Below are 18,140 nucleotides of genomic sequence, written 5' to 3' on the forward strand. Positions count from 1 at the left end.
CAAATTGATAATCCCTTACAAACTATAACTCATAATAAATTGACACTCATTAAATCTATTTCGGGCATCAGAGGAACAATCGGTGGAAAAGTTGGCGAAGGTCTAACTCCCCTTGATGTTGTAAAATTTACCGCTGCGTATGGCACTTGGCTAAAACGCCAAAACCCTGTCAATCAACTAATTATATTAGGAAGAGACGCACGTTTATCGGGTGACATGGTTTCTAAACTGGTGGCAGGTACACTACAAAGTTTAGGCCTAAATGTCCTTGATTTAGGGCTTTCTACCACACCAACTGTTGAAGTAGCCGTTCCCGAAGAAAATGCAGCGGGTGGCATCATTCTTACCGCAAGTCATAATCCAATTCAATGGAATGCCTTGAAACTCTTGAACGCTAAAGGTGAATTCATCTCTGGACAAGATGGTGAAGATATGCTTAAAATTGCAGATGATGAGGACTTCGATTTTGTCGATGTCAAAAAATTAGGCTCATACAAAACCGACGATACTTGGCTTCAAAAACATATTGATATGATTTTGAAATTGCCTTTAGTGGATGTTGAAGCCATCAAAAATCGCAACTTCAAAGTTATTGTTGATGCCGTAAATTCAACGGGAGGAATTGCCGTTCCGATGATGTTGAATGCTTTGGGCGTAACGCAAATCACAAAATTACACTGCGAACCAACAGGACATTTTGCCCATAATCCTGAACCATTACCCGAAAACCTTACTGATATAACGAAGGCAATCGAAAAGGAAAAATTTGATTTAGGAATTGTCGTTGACCCAGACGTGGACAGACTTTGCTTTATGTGTGAAGATGGTTCACCTTTTGGCGAAGAATATACCCTTGTTGCAGTTGCCGATTATATTTTGCAAAATGTAAAAGGAAATTCAGTTTCAAATCTTTCTTCAACTCGTGCTTTGCGTGATGTTACCGAGAAATCAGGTGGAAAATATTATGCTTCGGCAGTTGGTGAAGTAAATGTGGTGTCTTTGATGAAATCGTCGAAAGCCATCATCGGTGGAGAAGGAAATGGAGGCATTATTTATCCAGAACTACACTACGGTCGTGATGCTTTAGTGGGAATTGCCTTATTTTTAACTCATTTGGCAAAATCAGGCAAGAAAATCTCGGTCATGCGTAAAGGTTTTCCAGAATATTATATTTCTAAAAACAAAATCGAACTCACTGCCGATATTGATGTTGACGGAGTATTGGATGCCATGAAAAAGAAATATGCCAAAAACCCTATCAATGCCATTGACGGTGTGAAAATTGAGTTTGATAAAGAATGGGTGCACCTTCGGAAATCAAACACAGAGCCAATTATTAGAATTTACTCAGAGTCAGATTCTATCACCAAAGCAGATACTTTGGCGAAGAAATTAATTAGCGATATTAAAGAATTTGTGGCAGGGAAGTAATCGACTTCTGTTATTAACTATTTTACAGAATAAGACTAAATATTTGGATTCAAAATATAGAACAAGAAAAAATTACTTTAAAATATTCCTAAAAAGCCATTTCACAGTAATAATTTCTAAGAATTGGAAAATTATATTACCCAATTTCTTATTATTCTCTCTTCTGCAAAAGTATTTTCTGTTTTATTAACTTTGTTATAAAACAATTAAAGGCCAATGCTTTAATAGGCGAAAATCAATAAAATAGATTTCAAGATAAGAATGTCAGGCTAATGGTCTGACATTCTGCATTTTATATAAAACTCAATTAAACAGACAGAAGTAATAGACTTCATCAAAATCAATGAATAGAATTTATTTAGATAATGCTGCCACTACTCCCATCGACAGAGCCGTAATTGATGCCATGCTTCCATTGATGGAAACAAATTTCGGAAACCCCTCATCTATTCACGGACACGGGCGTGAAGTTCGTAGTGCCATTGAGCGTGCCAGAAAAACCATTGCAGGACTTTTAAATACTTCTCCCGCTGAAATTACATTTACTTCTGGAGGAACAGAAGCCGATAATATGGCAATTGTTCGCTCGATTGAGAAATTTGAAATCACCCATGCCATTACCTCAAGATTAGAACACCATGCCGTTTTGCATACTTTAGAATATTTGGCTGGCAAAGGAAAAATAAAACTCAGTTTTGTAGCATTAGATGAAAAAGGACACATTGATTTAACCCATTTAGAAGAATTATTACGTGACAATCCCAAAACGTTAGTGTCGTTGATGCACGGAAATAACGAAATTGGCAACTTATTAAACATGGATAAAGTAGGGCAACTTTGTGAAGATTACGGAGCAATTTTCCACTCTGATACAGTCCAGACGATGGGACATTATCGCCATGATTTACAACAACTAAAAGTAGATTTTTTGGTGGGTGCAGCTCATAAATTTCATGGGCCAAAAGGCGTTGGTTTTTTATATATCAATGCTAAAAACAAAATTCAACCTTTGATTCACGGTGGTTCACAAGAGCGTAATATGCGTGGCGGCACTGAAAATGTTTACGGAGTTGTAGGCATGGCTAAGGCTCTGGAAATTGCTTATGCAGGTATGGACGAACACCGTAAACACGTAGAAGGCTTGAAAGAAAGAATGATTACTAAATTACGACAAAACATAGAAGGCATTGAATTCAATGGAGACTCTGATAACTTAGAAAAAAGCCTCTATACCGTTTTAAACGTAAGTTTCCCACGGTCTGACGAAGGAGATATGTTTTTATTCAATTTAGACATTAACAAGATTTCTGCATCTGGTGGAAGTGCTTGTACAAGTGGAACAGACATTGGCTCGCACGTTTTATCAGCCCTAAATGTTTCCCCAGAACGCCCATCAGTTCGTTTCTCTTTCTCAAAATATAATACTACCGAAGAAATTGATTTCGTGGTAGAAAAATTATCAGAATTGGTTACTGGTTAATTGGTTACCGTGTAATTGGTTACTGGTTACTGGTTAATTGGTTACTGGTTAATTGGTTACTGGTTAATTGGAAAAAGCCCACTGATAAATTTTATCAGTGGGCTTTTTTATGAATGAACCAATTTTTAGTAACCAATTACCAATCAACCAGTAACCAATTACCAATCAACCAGTAACCAATCAACCAGTAACCAATCAACCAGTAACCAATTACTGAAAATACTCGCTGAAAAGGTAAAACAGTAAAATCATCAATCCTAAATTAGCCACTACGAGCCAATATAATTGCCGCCAAGATTTGACGAAGGGAGGAAGTGATTTATCTTTGTCTTTCATTATAAATATTTTTAATTTCTATCAAAATTAATTCAATTTAGAAAATTATAATTCGAAAATAGATTTATTTTTACGCAACAATCACACAACAATATGGAACAAACACCAGAACATTATCGCCGAGTACATAAGCCACGTGCCAAACTCAAAATGCCTCTTTTCGGGAATATGTTTGGTGGTAGTGGAGGTAATCAAAAACCAGCAAGTAGCCGAGATGATACTTCGCTTTATAACAAACTTACCCCCATCATTATTGCCATCGCTGTGATTGCCTTTGGAATTGACTATTTTAGAACAAAAAACGATACCAAACGTACTTACAGAGGAGCAGAGGAAATACAAGCCATGCAGTTTAATGGTAAAATCATGAGAAAATGGTACAACGTAATTCCTCCAAATAGTGAAATTGAATATGTTGTAGAACTTTTCAATGATAAAAACGAAAAGCGGATTATCAGTTTCAAAGATGAAAAAACAAATTTTGGAGATTTAATCCTTCCTAAAAATACAATTATCAAAAAAGAAGGAAGTTTAGACGTAACGCTAAAACGTTACCACAAAGCAGATACCGTTTTGACACTAAAATATTAATCAAGAATCCGTTTGAACTTATTTCTTTTGTTGTAAATCGTTTTATTTTCCTATGCATATACACTTTGTTCAATGTAGCTCTGGTGAGTTTTAAATTCACAGGCAAAAGTCAATTCAGAACGAAAAGTTTAAACAGAAACGAAATAAATGCAAGAACGAAGAAAATAAAGGAGCATTATTTGTTTGTTTTGGAAGGAAAGCGTCTAATTCTTTTCGAAACAAACAAATGTCATAAAATATGTGATTTTTTTATAAAAAAGTAATAAATTTGATTAGTCATTTCAAAAGCTTGCCGCCATTCGCTTAATGACCCCTTTGAGCGTGTAATATTTACTGTCCTTTCTCTCTTTTGGCGGCAGTATAGCAATTAAGTAGTTTAATTCTGAAAATTCATTGATGCTTAGCTCGTATTGGCATAAGATTTGTGTTTGTTTCGTTTAACTATTCCCATGTTTATTATCCTTACAACCCATGAAAAAATTATTGTTTTTAAGCATACTTATGTCAATTACTGGCGTAATATCCTTTGCTCAACCTGTCCAAAAATCTTCTGTGGGTTCAGTTAAAACTGACAGTTCAGCAGTAGTAACTTCCAAAAAAAATACAGAGAGTCAAACATCACCAATGACTGGTGCAAGCAAACCTGAAAAAGTAATTGCGACCTCCACAACTAATGATGAAGATGATTTTGACGAGCAAGAGTTAGACGAACTTGAAATTAGTATCGCAAAAGCAAAAGCAGCTTTAGGACTAAAAAATGTTTCCACTACTACTTCATCAAAAAGTGTTTCTTCAAGAAGCAAAGAAGTTGTTAGTAAGGTCGAAGAACCTCGTCAGGTTGCTCCAACAACAACTTACCAATCCCCAACTTTATTGCTGAATGGTCGTGCATCAGAATCGTCATCTACTCCAAAAACTGATTTCAAGCAAGTTGCTTTAACCGACGAAGAGAAACAATTATATAATGTAGGAGGTTTAAAGGTAAATGAAATTGATGAAATTGACAGAGATTCAATTTATATTAACCCAAGTATTCCACCAAGTTTTTCAGGAGGAATTGAAGCGATGAAGGCATTCTTTGCTCAAAACTTGAAAGTCCCACAAGTATTAGAAGGACAAGAAATTAAAGGAAGAGTTTTCATTCGATTTGTCGTTAGAAAAGATGGAAGAATAGATAAAGTACATTTGGTAAAAGGACCCAATGACGATTGTAATGCCGAAGCGATTAGAGTAATTAAAATGATGCCAAATTGGCTTCCTGCTTCCGACAAAGGTGATAATGTAAGTGCTTATCATGTGTTACCAATATCGTTCATGACTAAGAAATAAAACATATTATAACTCGTTGAAAGGTTTCTCAAGTATATTGAGAAGCCTTTTTTTGTGGACTTCTCCCAAAAATTAAAACACAATCATCATTTAATCACAGTCCCCAAACAACAAGTCGTTACAATTTCAGGTTATTTAATTAAATTGTAAACAAATTATTTACCAACATTCTCTACATAACTTTGTTCATGTGGTCTAAATCAAGAAGATGAAAAAAATATTGTTCGGAGCATTCGCCCTTATGAGTACATTCGGGACAATGGCTCAACAAGCTCCTCAGAAGTCAAATTACAGCCAGTATGATTTGTTCAATCCGTTGTTCAATTATACCCTTTCAACACCTACTCGAAGTGGTACAGGCTCGGCAGGTTCAACGTATTGGCAAAATTCTGCCGATTATAAAATCAATATTTCCTTGGATGATGTAAAAAACATAGTGGACGGAGACGTTGAAATTACCTACAAAAACGCTTCTCCCGATAAGTTAAACTTCCTTTGGTTGCAATTAGACCAAAATCAATTTAATACAAAATCTCGTGGTGGACTTACTACGCCAATTAATGGTGGAAGATACGGCAATGTTGGATTTGAGGGTGGTTATCAAGTAAAATCTGTCATAATTGATGGGAAACCTACTGATTTTTATGTGACCGATACTCGGATGCAAATTAAATTGGCAACGCCATTGTTGGAACGTACAGGCTCTGCAAAAATCAAAATTACTTTTTCTTTCAATATTCCTAAGTATGGTTCTGACCGTATGGGAATGCAAGAAGCCAAAAACGGGACTATTTTTGAACTTGCCCAATGGTATCCACGTATGTGCGTATATGACGATATTGAAGGTTGGAATGTACTTCCATACTTAGGAGCAGGTGAATTTTATTTAGAATATGGAAATTTTGAATATGCCGTAACCGTTCCATCTTCGCATATTGTAGTGGGTTCGGGAGAATTGACAAACCCTACTGAATGTTGGACTTCTGAGCAACAAAAACGCTTAACTGAAGCTTCTAATAGTGATAAAACTGTGATGGTTTTGGGGAAAGATGAAGTTGGAAAAGATGAGTCTCGCCCTAAAAAAGATGGAAAAATTACATGGAAATTCCGTTGTAATATGGCTCGTGATGTGGCATTTGCAACGTCAAAAGCATTTATTATTGATGCTGCTAAGATTAATCTTCCAAGTGGTAAAAAATGTCTGGCAATGTCTGCCTATCCAGTAGAATCAGCAGGAGAAAAAGCATGGAGCCGTTCAACTGAATATGTTAAAAATAGTATCGAATATTACTCAAAATGGTTGTATGAATATACTTATCCAGTGGCAACAAATGTAGCTGGAGTGGTAGGCGGAATGGAATATCCAGGAATTGTTTTTTGTGGAAATAGTAGTCAAGGAGAAGGACTCTGGGGCGTAACCGACCACGAATTTGGACATAACTGGTTTCCAATGATTGTTGGGTCAAATGAACGCAAATTCGCTTGGATGGATGAAGGCTTTAATACATTCATCAATTTTTATTCAACCGATGAATTTAATAAGGGTGAATATAAAAGTTCTAAAATGGATATGCACCAAATGTCTAAACAATTATTTCGTGAAGGTGCTGAACCAATTATGAATATCCCTGATGTCATTCAAGCGAATGGATTGGGATATGAAGCGTATTTTAAACCAGGTTTAGGACTAAAAATGCTACGTGAGCAAATTCTTGGAGCTGAACGTTTTGACTATGCCTTCCGTGAGTATATTAAGCGTTGGGCGTTCAAGCACCCAACTCCTTACGATTTTTTCAAGACAATGGAGGATGCCGCTGGAGAAGATTTATCGTGGTTTTGGAGAGGTTGGTTTTATGAAACATGGAAACTTGACCAATCTGTGAAGGACGTTCAATACATTGAGCAAGATCCGAAAAATGGGGCAATTATCACAATTGAAAATTTAGAAAAATTAGCGATGCCAGCCATCGTAGATATAGAAATGGTGGGCGGAACAAAAGAACGTGTAACGCTACCTGTTGAAATTTGGCAAAGAGGTGGTTCTTGGACTTTCAAAAGTACCACAACTTTACCTTTAAAATCGGTAACAATTGACCCAGACCATGTTTTCCCTGATTTTAATTCTAAAAATAATACTTGGAAGCCTTTGAATTACAAAACTCCAAAGGCGAATTAAGAATTTAGTTATTGGGAATTAGAAAATGGGGAAAGTGTTTACTTTCTTTCAAAAAAAATACATTTTCGGAATTAGCCAATTACTTTAAAACTATTAAACAGGTTTCCAAACGCCGTCAAAATTTAAAATTTTGACGGCGTTATTGTTTTAGAAGCTGTTTAGGTTAATTTATTCGAGTTAAAAAAAGTAATTTTTAGGCTACAAATCATTCAAAAACTTATCATTTTCACGTTCAAAAAATTAACCTAAACAGCTTCTTAATCAAATTCAATAATAAATTTATCGAAATTATCTATCTCTGGATTACCAATGTGGAATCTCTCAAACTCGCTTTTATTGCCAAACCATTGTAAAACCTCATCACGCTTCAACTTGGTCAATGCTTTACTTAAATGTGCATGGTAAGAGGAATGAGGATAGGCTCTAAAATCATTGACAAAGCCATGTTTTTGTGGGTTATGATGGATGTAGTAAATCAATTCGGTGAAATACGCATCGTTATTTACTAAAATTCTGCGGAAAGGTTCTTCAAAAAGCTTTCCTGTTCTATTATTAGCTTTATTGATAGCTTGAGCATACGAGTTAAAGAAATCCGAAAATTGTTTGCTGATAATAAGCTGAACGGAGGGGATTTTAATATCAATTAGTGTTTCAACGCAGACAGGGTTTTGAACCCTGTCTGCGTTAGACATAGCATTTTCAACTTCCTTATACTGACTCTCTTTCATCTTTCTCTTCACATAAAAATCAACTATCTCAGCTTCGCTTTTTGTCCTAATTGCTATATGAAAATGATTTTTAAGTAAACAATAAGCAAAAGTATCAGCTATTGGCTCCATATATTGAGCGTATTTTTGTAGGAAATATTTATAATTTCGTTCTTCTTTAAAGATATTTTCGCCATTAATTCCACGATTATATAGGTGATAAACACACATTGGCTCTAATAATTCTATATTCTTTTTCATTTTGTAGTATTTTAATTCGTTTAAAATTGGGTGTAAATGCCTCTTAAAGCTAAAACTCAAATAAATTTGCACAAAATAACATTCTCATGCAAAACAACACACTCCTAACCGTTGCCAAACGCCTACAATCTATTGCTCAAGCAGGGATTTTTTATAGTGACGACAAACCCTTCGACCGTGAGCGATACGAAGAAATTTCAGAACTTAGTGTTCAGATTTTAAGTCAATTAACGGATGAACCTATCGAAAAAATTGGCAACTTATTTACCCAAGAAAGAGACGGATACCAAACACCTAAAGTCGATATTAGAGCCGTCGTTTTTAATGAATCAGGTGAAATTTTGATGGTAAAAGAAAAAGTAGATGGTTGTTGGTCTTTACCTGGAGGCTGGGCAGATGTTGGCTATACTCCTGCGGAAGTTGCCGTGAAAGAAGTCCGTGAAGAAACAGGACTGGATGTTAAAACGATAAGAGTATTGGGTATTTTTGACAAGAGAAATCATCCACATCCACCTGAAGGTTGGTATGTTTATAAAATTTTCATTTTATGCGAAAAAATCGGAGGAGAAATTTCAAAAGATACCACTGAAACTTCTGACATTCAATATTTTGACTTGAAAAACTTACCTCCACTTTCTGAACCTCGAAATGTATATAATCAAATAAAAATGATGTTTGAGTATCGGGACAATCCAGCAAAAGAAGTGTATTTTGATTAAGAAATCGGTATAAACAAAAATTGCCAACTTTTACAAGTTGGCAATTTTACTACTTCTAATTAAAATAATTTATTTCTTAAATTTCAAAGTCAAAACATTTGCTCCGATTTTGCGACCTTCCGCCAAACCTGTTTCATTATCTTGGCGAGTATGTATTCCTCCATAAAAACGAGAATTTGCTGATTCAATCGCAAATTGATTGAAGTTTTTGAACGAACGAGCTTTAAGTTCAACTCCTGTACTCGCATCCTTTGCACGACCTACGTGTGAGTTATCAACAAAGGCAAAGTTATCTCCAAAGAAATCTGTTAAAACTGCCGAAACCGCTCCCGATTGAGTAGCATGACCCGAAGGAAAACCAGGAAATGGAGGTGCTGGCCAAAAAGGTTTCCAGTTGGCATCTACCGTTCTTCTCAACATTGTATATGGACGCTCATTATTGTACTGATATTTACATTTCCAACAATTAATGAAGGCATCATTAACTGTAATTCCTATACGAGCAAATGCTTCTGCTGACTTTCCTAATGCTGATTTCGTTTGTTTCACGGCGATATTAGCAATATTATAAGAGTGTCCTGGAGGCGTAAATGTTTCTACTGGATTGTCTGCCCACCAAACTGCAATTTCCTTTTCTTCAGCCGTTAAAGATTTGCTTTTTGTATAAACTTCAAAGTAAGTTGAAAAATACGGTGATATCAAAGAGGAAGAAAAAGAAATTGGCTTAGGCATTGTCATATTCTGATTGGCAACAACAAATGTACGGTTGTTTCCCCAAGTTGGTTGCATTGGTATTTTTTGTCCGTTTTCAGTAGTCTGCCATGCTCCATCAAATACTGGAACTACATAACTTGCAGGAAAATTGCGTTTATACCCTTCATGACCTCCATCTGTTTTTGACCACTCAAAAATAGCATTGGCAATATCTTGACCTAATTTTTCAGAACGGTCAACAACGTCTTGAGCAATACTTACTTTATAGGACGTTTTCAAAACAGTTTCGAGTGAGTCAATTATTCTTTTATTGGCAACTGCTTGTGGACGAGACGCTTCAGCATATAATGCTCTTAATATTGTAGCTTCTGCGGCATTCGCACTTAAAGCCCAATGATAATCTTTTCCAGATTCTGGTTTTGGCAATGTTGCTAAACCAGCCAATTGTCCTGCTAATGATTGGTTATTAGTTAATCCTCCAACAATGGACTCATACATTGTTAAGCCACCATACGCATAGGCACGTGCCGCAACGGGTGGTGTGTATCCTGCCGTTTGTTTGGTAAGTTTCAACTGTAAATCTGCCCATAAAGTAGCGACTTCTCCAGAAAATTTATTGGCAGGAGACGAATCAACTACTGGCTCTGGCGTAACTGCGTCCTCTTTTACTTTACAAGAATCTATAAATAGAGCTAAAGCAATTAAAGTAAGCCAATGCGATGTTTTTTTAATAATACTCCCAGAAGAAGGAATGAGTCTATGTGATTTCATACGTAAGAAATATAATGGTTTGAATTATTACGACATGACTATTATAATAAATTCTTAACAGTCGTTCTGCAAATTTCTTGCCATAACTTTAGATTGTCGATTATACAAATTTGAGTGTCAAGTAAATGACTGAATAATTAGAATTATCAATACTCAAGAATTAATAGAAGTTAAAAAAGGAAGGAATAAGAAGTGCAAAAATAAATACTCCTCACAATGATTGCAAGGAGTATATTTTTTATTTAATAGCAAGAAACTTCAGCTTGAGTGTTTAGGTACTTTATGTAGTTATGACTACATTTAAGAGGAAAGTCACAAATCTTTGCTATTTTTTTCAGACAAAGTAAATATTTCTACTTTTTTCTGACCATTCTGTAAACCAAAGTAGGTAAAAATCGCTTGAGATATACGCCCATTACTTCGTAAATTCCACCGATATAAACTTCTTTTTTATTGTTTTTTATGGCTCTTAAAGCTTTTTGAGCAAATACATCTGGCATCATTCCATTGGCTTGATTATCGTCCATCTTACCGTGTTTATTACCCGAAGAATCTAAAGCATTAAAGGATATTTGAGTTTTGATATACCCTGGGCAAATGGTAGTTACATTGATATTATCTTGCCAAACCTCCGCTCGTAAAGAATCAAAAAAGGCAATAATAGCGTGTTTGGCAGCCCCATATCCTCCACGTAAAGGCACGCCGATCTTACCTGCAATGCTACTGATTACGATAAAATGTCCCGATTTTCTTTCGGTTAAATGCGGTAAAAGTGCTTGTGTAAAAGAGACGACACTAAAGAAATCCAATTCCATCAAATCACGATACACCTGAAATTTTGTATCTTTCACATACGAACGTTGTGACACACCCGCATTCTGAACAATAAAATCTATTTGTCCGAAATAATCCAAAACAGTATGAACTTTTGCAGGGAATTTATCAAATTCCATCATATCCATCGGTAAAACCAATACATCACTCTCAGCTAAACCTGTGGCTTCAGCAACTCGTTGCAACTCATTTTCACGTCTTGCAGAAAGGATAAGTTTTGCACCTTCCTTCGCAAATTGATACGCAAGAGCTTCGCCAATACCTGACGAAGCTCCTGTTATCCAAACGATTTTGTTTTTAAGATTAATCATGTTTATTCTTCTGATGGCGGATGTTCACCAATAGAAATCAATGCACGTCTAAGGTTTTTGACAGGAGTACGATTTAACTTTAAACCTTCGGTAGTTGCACGACCAATGGCAGTTTTACCAATGATTATCGTTAAAGATTCATCCCAAATGAAATGGTCTGTCCAATTCATTTTTCGAGGATTGTAGAGGATAGAGATTGCTTGGGAAACAACATCTATAAATTCTGTTTTGTCAGATTTATAGATGTTGCATCCAATACAGGCGTAAGCCAAATTGTCAAGTTCATTTGAACCACTTTTCGACCGAGGTATGATATGTTCAATCGAAAAAAGTTCAGTGGAAAAATCGGAAGGACATTTACAATATTCACAATATCCTTTTGAACGCTTGATAATCAATTGCTTAGAACTGGCAGAAATATGAGTTTTAGCCATTTGCCAAATTGATATCAAGTTGCTTCATTAATTCACGCACAGATACGTTTCTCAAGCGAGCAAGTGCCGCTAAATACTTAACACGATTGGTATTTAATTTTTCTGTTTTTTCAAGTAAAATCAATAATTCATCGTATTCAGAAGCTATGAGAGTTTCGTCCAAACGTTTTTTGTTAAGCATTCTAAAACGTTCTACCTGCTTTAAGGGTAAACTTTTATTTATTTTCTCTAACAATAAAGCCTCTTGTCGTTGTTGATTAGATACTTCACGACGAACCCTCAAAGACATTACATTGTCTATAAAAATATCAAGAGAACGATTATCTAAACGCTCTACTTCATGAAAAAGGGTACTCATTGTTGTACTCATTTGCTTTAGTTTTAAACAAAAATAAACTTTTAAAGAATACTACCAAAATCGTTTTAAAGAACTACTCCCCTACCCCAACCAAATTCAACATAAACGCATATTCTCTTGCCACTTCATGAAAACGCTTGAAACGTCCCGAAGCACCACCGTGTCCTGCATCCATATCGCAATGAAAAAGGAGAATATTTTTATCCGTTTTCAAAGCTCTGAGTTTAGCAACCCATTTGGCTGGCTCAAAATACTGCACTTGCGAATCATGAAAACCTGTGGTTATCAACATATTAGGATAATCTTTTTTCACGACATTATCAATCGGAGAATACGATTTCATATAGTCGTAATAAACTTTATCTTTCGGATTTCCCCACTCTTCCCACTCGCCCGTTGTCAACGGAATTGTTTCGTCTAACATCGTCGTAACTACGTCCACAAACGGCACGCCCGCCAAAATGCCTTTGTATAAATCTGGACGTAAATTGGTAATTGCTCCCATCAATAAACCACCCGCAGAACCTCCATTGGCAAATAATTTATCTTTTGAAGTCCATTTTTCTTTGATTAAAAATTCCGAAACGTCGATGAAGTCATTAAACGTATTCATCTTTTTCAACAATTTTCCATCTTCATACCATTGGCGACCCATTTCTTGTCCTCCACGAATATGAGCAATGGCAAAAGCAAAACCACGATTCATCAAACTCAAACGAGCCGCCGAGAAATATGGGTCAGTAGAATAACCATACGAACCATAAGCGTATTGCAAAAGTGGCTGCGAGCCGTCTTTCTTAAACCCTTTTTTGTAAACAATTGATATTGGCACTTTTACACCGTCACGAGCCGTAGCAAAAAGGCGTTCAGTTACGTAATTCTCTTTGTCAAATTCGCCTAAAACGTCCTGTTCTTTCATCAATTTTTCTTCTTTCGTATCCATATTATAGTCGAAAGTAGAACTTGGCGTAGTCATTGAAGTATAAAAAAAACGAAGCGTATTTGTCTCAAAATCAGGGTTTGCACTCACACCTGCATCATAAGCAGGTTCATCAAATTTTACGTAATGTTCTTTTTTATCGGTCTGATTAATGATTCTCAAATGCAAAAGAGCGTTACTTCTTTCTTGCAAAACCAGATGATTTTTGAAAACTTCCATACCGTCCAAATACGTATCAGCACGATGCGGAATTACTTCTTTCCAGTTTTTCATATCCGCAGTTTTGCCTTCTTCTACTTCCATCAATTTGAAATTTGAAGCTCCATCTGCATTAGTACGAATATAAAATTTACTACCAAAATGTTCAATATAATACTGTAAACCGTGTTTTCTTGGAAAGAATGTTACAAATTCGCCCGTAGGATTTGAAGCATCCAATAAACGATATTCCGATGAAATTCCGTTATGGTCAGACACCGAAATGATGTATTTCTTAGATTTTGTTCTACCAATTCCCGTATAAAATTGTGGGTCTTTTTCGGTATAAACCAAGACATCGGTTTTAGGGTCAGTTCCCAACACGTGGCGATACGCTTTGGTAGCAAGCAAAGTCTGTTGGTCACGAATCATGTAAAAAATCGTCTTGTTATCTGCCGCCCACGCATACGAACCACCTTCAGTATTTTTGATTTCGTCTTTGAGAATTTTTCCTGTTTTTAAATCTTTAAATTTCAAGGTATAATTTCTACGGCTAACATCATCAACACCATAAGCCATAATTTCTTCATTATCCGTAATTTCGTAACCGCCAATATTGAAATAACTTTTGCCTTTTCCCATCGCATTGCCATCCAAAAGGATTTCTTCAGTTCCTTCCAAAGAACCTTTTTTACGACAATAAACTGGATATTCTCCGCCTTCTACGTATTTTGAGTAGTAGTAATAATCACCATCTTTTACGGGTACAGATTCGTCTTGCTCTTTCACACGCCCTTTCATTTCATTGAAAAGTTTTTCTTGTAAGCTCTTTGTTGGAGCCATTACAGTATCAGTGTAGGCATTTTCTGCTTCGAGGTATTTGATAACTTCTGGGTTTTCGGGGTCGTTCAACCAATAATAATTGTCTTCACGAGTATCTCCGTGCAGCGTCATCGGGTGTGGCTTAATAGCTGCCACAGGAGCTTTAATTACGTCTGGATTCATTATAACTGCTTTTTTTTCTTCTTTACACGATGCTAATAATAAAGCAACGCCAATCGTTAAAGATAAGTTTTTCATTAGAAATAGTTTTGATGATGAGATAATATTGCTTTAAAATTAACCAAAATTTAAGAACATTGTTGATATATTTACACCTGTAATTCGGACAGCCTTGTCCGTAGTCAATATTTACATTCGTCTATTACCAACATTTATATTTAAGCGGACACGGCTGTCCGTATTACAAATGAATAAAGAAGCCCTCGTAAAAGCTGCCAATTTTTGTGCATATCAAGAACGTACCCAAAAAGAAGTTCGTAGTAGATTAGCAGAATTAGACATACTTGGCGATGAAACTGAGGAGATTATCGTGTGGTTGATTGAAAATAATTACCTCAATGAAGAACGTTTTTCCAGAATATTTGCAGGAAGCAAATTTCGACAAAAACAGTGGGGACGCATCAAAATTCGGCAAGAATTAAAAATGCGTGGCGTTTCGGATTATTGTCTTCGGGCAGGAATGAGTGAAATTGATGACGATGATTATATGAATACTTTACAAGAAATTATCGAAAAAAAATCTCGTGAAATTAAAGACAGTGATAAATTAGTCAGAAAGCAAAAATTAGTCAGATTTGCCCTTAGTAGAGGTTTTGAACAAGATTTAGTATTTGATACGGTAAATAGATTTTTGAAATAAAATTCAAAATCATCTACAATGTGTCGCAGAAAAACAGACCACAGATTTTACTGATTCTACAGATTTACGTCCACAATGGAATTGAGAAAATTAAAGTAAATCAGCGAAAATCTGTCAAATCTGTTTTATCAGTGGTCTAAATTATTTTTGCTACTTTTTGTCAAAACAAAATTTCAGATTACCTTTGTCCCATGCAAAACGCAAACAACACATATCCAAACTACTATTACTACTACGGTCAGTAAGAGTCGGGTGTGTTCAAACAGAAATAAAGAACTAATTATACACAAGCCGACTCCGCAAGAGTTGGCTTTTTTTATTTATTTGAGTTATTAGTTACTGGTTATTAGTTATTAGAAAATTCTGATGGCGTACACCAATCTCTAATAACCAATAACCAATAACTAATGACTGTTTCTCCCGCTTCCCGAATGAATTTGGTTCAAGAATATTACTTCTCGACCAAGCTAAAACAAATTGCCGAAATGCGTGCATCGGGCATTGATGTCTTGAATTTAGGCATTGGTAGCCCCGACCTCCCTCCTTCTGCTGAAACCATTGCAGCACTTTCAACGTCTGCTCTGAATCCTAAAAATCATGCTTATCAAAGCTACGTGGGGATTCCTGCTTTGCGTGAGGCAATGGCTGATTTTTATCAAACGGCTTATGGTGTTTCTTTAAATCCTGTTAATGAAATTCTACCTTTGATTGGCTCAAAAGAAGGCGTAATGCACATTTCAATGGCATATTTAGAAACTGGCGATGAAGTTTTAGTACCCAATCCAGGCTATCCAACTTATCGTGCTGCCTCTTTATTGACAGGTGCAACGGTGGTTAATTATGACCTTTCGGAAGCAAATGGGTGGTTGCCAGATTTGAAGGAATTGGCGAAAAAAGATTTATCAAAAGTGAAATTAATGTGGGTCAATTATCCTCACATGCCAACGGGTGCAAAGGCGAATAAAGGCTTTTTTGAGGAATTAAGGGATTTCGCATTGGCTCATAACATTCTGATTGTCAATGATAATCCATATAGTTTTATTCTGAATGATGACCCGCAAAGTATTTTGTCGGTTGAAGGAATGAAAGATGTGGCGTTGGAATTGAACTCGCTTTCAAAATCGCACAATATGGCGGGTTGGCGTGTAGGAATGGTGGCAGGGAAAGCGGAGTTTATCAATCCTGTTTTACGTTTTAAATCTAATATGGATTCTGGAATGTTTTTACCTTTACAAATGGCGGCGGTTCAAGCTTTGAAAAATGACAAAACTTGGTTTGATGAGTTGAACCGTGTTTATAGAGAACGTCAGCAAAAAGTTTTTGAAATGATGGATTTACTTGACTGCCAATACGATAAGAATCAGTCGGGAATGTTTGTTTGGGCAAAAATTCCTACAAAATATACAACTGGCTACGAATTATCGGATGAAATTTTAGAAAAAGCAGCGGTATTTATTACTCCAGGTGGAATTTTCGGAACGGCAGGAGATGGCTATATTCGTACTTCGCTTTGTGCTGAAATTTCTCTTTTTGAAGAATCAATTTTGAGAATTCGGAAAGCTTTGGGGATTTGCTAATAAAAAAAGAGACAAGGCAATGCCTTGTCTCTACTGATTTTAAACCACTAATTTCTCAATCAACAATATCAAAATATGTATTACTTTGATATGAACTTCTTGAATACGGTCGGCATAACCAAAATGTGGCACTCTGATTTCTACGTCGGCTTTATCGGCTAATTTTCCACCGTCTTTTCCCGAAAGAATAATTACTTTCATTCCTTTTGCACGAGCAGTTTCTACGGCTTTGATGATATTTCCAGAATTTCCACTTGTTGAAATTCCTAACAAAACGTCTCCTTGATTGCCAAGTCCTTCGATAAATCGAGAGAAAATAAATTCATATCCATAGTCATTACTTACGCACGATATATGAGATACGTCTGAAATGGCAATGGCTGGCAATGCTCTGCGGTCGTCACGATAACGCCCTGAAAGTTCCTCTGCAAAGTGCATAGCGTCACAATGTGAGCCACCGTTTCCGCAAGAGATAATTTTATTTCCTGACTGAATAGCCGTTGCCATCAAACGGGCAGCCGCTTCTATGTCAGCGATATTTTTTTCGTTTGATAGAAAATTTTGTAGGACAATTTGAGCTTCGTTCAGCTCCTGAGATATGATTTCGAGCATTTCGTAATTCTATATTTTTCCCAAAATTACAAAATGCTGTCTTAGTATTGAGTATTTTGGGTTAAATGATTTAAACCTGAAATATTTCTTAAAAAGGGGCTTAATTCAAAATGAGTGGTGACTTCCACATTTTCGGCAATTTTATAAGATAATACTTTAGGGACTTTCATGTTAAAATCTTCAAGTTTTACCCTAAAATTGGCATCAAGAATCATGGTTCTGTTGTTGGGGTCTATCAATAAACGTCCCTCAATAATTTCCATTTTTGAAACGCCATGAATATTCATCGTTCCAGTGGCACTGATAGAAATATTTGCGTATTTGGTCAAATCAATTTTCTTATTAAAAAAGCCTTTAAAGGTTGCATAAGGATAAAGGGTGCTTTCTGCGTAACTTTCTTTGAAATGCGTTTCCATCAATTTATTAGAGAAAACAAATTTATTCATGGGGATTTTTACAGCAATTTCTTGTTTTTCAAAATCAATAATGATGTTAGATGATTTATTATATGTTGAAATGTCCTCTAAAAGTGCCTCTGAAAACAATTTGACTGATGAACTCTTAGACATATACATTTTTTGTGCGTACACATTTTGTATCGCTGATAAGGTTAGCAGTAGTAATAATATTTTTTTCATTTTGTCATCTTCATTAAGTTG

General features: G+C 35.9%; 16 protein-coding genes. 8 read left to right on the forward strand and 8 right to left on the reverse strand.

Going from position 1 to position 18,140, the window contains the following annotated elements; all coding sequences use genetic code 11:
• Positions 1-39: 39 nt before the first annotated feature.
• The 5 genes from glmM to VB796_RS08445 all read left to right on the forward strand — a co-directional run bounded on the left by glmM (position 40) and on the right by VB796_RS08445 (position 7,343).
• On the forward strand, positions 40-1,431 hold the full coding sequence (glmM, locus tag VB796_RS08425; protein WP_323346085.1) for a phosphoglucosamine mutase: 1,392 nt from the start codon (positions 40-42) through the stop codon (positions 1,429-1,431).
• 343 nt (positions 1,432-1,774) lie between these two features.
• Positions 1,775-2,911: a cysteine desulfurase family protein gene (locus VB796_RS08430; protein WP_323346086.1), complete on the forward strand. Its 1,137-nt coding sequence runs from the start codon at positions 1,775-1,777 to the stop codon at positions 2,909-2,911.
• Positions 2,912-3,340: 429 nt separating this feature from the next.
• The gene (locus tag VB796_RS08435) at positions 3,341-3,838 is read left to right on the forward strand and encodes a hypothetical protein (protein WP_323346087.1); all 498 of its coding nucleotides are present in this window, start codon (positions 3,341-3,343) and stop codon (positions 3,836-3,838) included.
• Between the two features lie 471 nt (positions 3,839-4,309).
• Entirely contained in the window at positions 4,310-5,167 is an 858-nt protein-coding gene (locus VB796_RS08440; protein WP_323346088.1) for an energy transducer TonB, read from the forward strand.
• 208 nt (positions 5,168-5,375) lie between these two features.
• Complete coding sequence (locus VB796_RS08445; RefSeq protein WP_323346089.1) at positions 5,376-7,343, forward strand: M1 family metallopeptidase; 1,968 nt, start codon at positions 5,376-5,378, stop codon at positions 7,341-7,343.
• A 257-nt stretch (positions 7,344-7,600) separates the two neighbouring features.
• Here VB796_RS08445 and VB796_RS08450 read toward each other — a convergent pair whose 3' ends face one another.
• Positions 7,601-8,311 (reverse strand): hypothetical protein, encoded by a 711-nt coding sequence (locus VB796_RS08450; RefSeq protein WP_323346090.1) that lies wholly within the window; start codon positions 8,309-8,311, stop codon positions 7,601-7,603.
• A gap of 86 nt (positions 8,312-8,397) precedes the next feature.
• Between VB796_RS08450 and VB796_RS08455 the strand changes: the two genes are divergently transcribed.
• Positions 8,398-9,030 (forward strand): NUDIX hydrolase, encoded by a 633-nt coding sequence (locus VB796_RS08455; RefSeq protein ID WP_323346091.1) that lies wholly within the window; start codon positions 8,398-8,400, stop codon positions 9,028-9,030.
• A gap of 69 nt (positions 9,031-9,099) precedes the next feature.
• Here the strand turns inward: VB796_RS08455 and VB796_RS08460 are convergent, their stop codons facing one another.
• The 5 genes from VB796_RS08460 to VB796_RS08480 all read right to left on the reverse strand — a co-directional run bounded on the left by VB796_RS08460 (position 9,100) and on the right by VB796_RS08480 (position 14,670).
• Positions 9,100-10,515 carry a vanadium-dependent haloperoxidase gene (locus VB796_RS08460; protein WP_323346092.1) on the reverse strand — a complete coding sequence of 472 codons (1,416 nt, stop codon included), beginning with the start codon at positions 10,513-10,515 and terminating at the stop codon, positions 9,100-9,102.
• Between the two features lie 353 nt (positions 10,516-10,868).
• On the reverse strand, positions 10,869-11,660 hold the full coding sequence (locus VB796_RS08465; protein WP_323346093.1) for an SDR family oxidoreductase: 792 nt from the start codon (positions 11,658-11,660) through the stop codon (positions 10,869-10,871).
• A 2-nt stretch (positions 11,661-11,662) separates the two neighbouring features.
• Complete coding sequence (locus VB796_RS08470; protein WP_323346094.1) at positions 11,663-12,094, reverse strand: HNH endonuclease signature motif containing protein; 432 nt, start codon at positions 12,092-12,094, stop codon at positions 11,663-11,665.
• Positions 12,087-12,464 (reverse strand): hypothetical protein, encoded by a 378-nt coding sequence (locus VB796_RS08475; protein ID WP_323346095.1) that lies wholly within the window; start codon positions 12,462-12,464, stop codon positions 12,087-12,089. The genes VB796_RS08470 and VB796_RS08475 overlap by 8 nt, the downstream gene beginning before the upstream one ends.
• 61 nt (positions 12,465-12,525) lie before the next feature.
• Positions 12,526-14,670 carry a S9 family peptidase gene (locus VB796_RS08480; protein ID WP_416233519.1) on the reverse strand — a complete coding sequence of 715 codons (2,145 nt, stop codon included), beginning with the start codon at positions 14,668-14,670 and terminating at the stop codon, positions 12,526-12,528.
• 169 nt (positions 14,671-14,839) lie between these two features.
• On the opposite strand from VB796_RS08480, the gene VB796_RS08485 reads away from it, so the two are divergent.
• Positions 14,840-15,292 (forward strand): regulatory protein RecX, encoded by a 453-nt coding sequence (locus tag VB796_RS08485; protein WP_323346096.1) that lies wholly within the window; start codon positions 14,840-14,842, stop codon positions 15,290-15,292.
• 407 nt (positions 15,293-15,699) lie between these two features.
• On the forward strand, positions 15,700-16,869 hold the full coding sequence (locus tag VB796_RS08490) for a pyridoxal phosphate-dependent aminotransferase (RefSeq protein WP_323346097.1): 1,170 nt from the start codon (positions 15,700-15,702) through the stop codon (positions 16,867-16,869).
• 39 nt (positions 16,870-16,908) lie between these two features.
• On the opposite strand, the gene lpcA is transcribed toward VB796_RS08490, so the two are convergent.
• Together lpcA and VB796_RS08500 are read right to left on the reverse strand one after the other, a co-directional pair.
• Positions 16,909-17,481 carry a D-sedoheptulose 7-phosphate isomerase gene (gene lpcA, locus VB796_RS08495; RefSeq protein WP_323346098.1) on the reverse strand — a complete coding sequence of 191 codons (573 nt, stop codon included), beginning with the start codon at positions 17,479-17,481 and terminating at the stop codon, positions 16,909-16,911.
• 41 nt (positions 17,482-17,522) lie between these two features.
• On the reverse strand, positions 17,523-18,119 hold the full coding sequence (locus VB796_RS08500) for a YceI family protein (RefSeq protein WP_323346099.1): 597 nt from the start codon (positions 18,117-18,119) through the stop codon (positions 17,523-17,525).
• Positions 18,120-18,140: the final 21 nt, after the last annotated feature.

This window comes from Arcicella sp. LKC2W (assembly GCF_034931005.1).
Taxonomy (GTDB): domain Bacteria; phylum Bacteroidota; class Bacteroidia; order Cytophagales; family Spirosomataceae; genus Arcicella.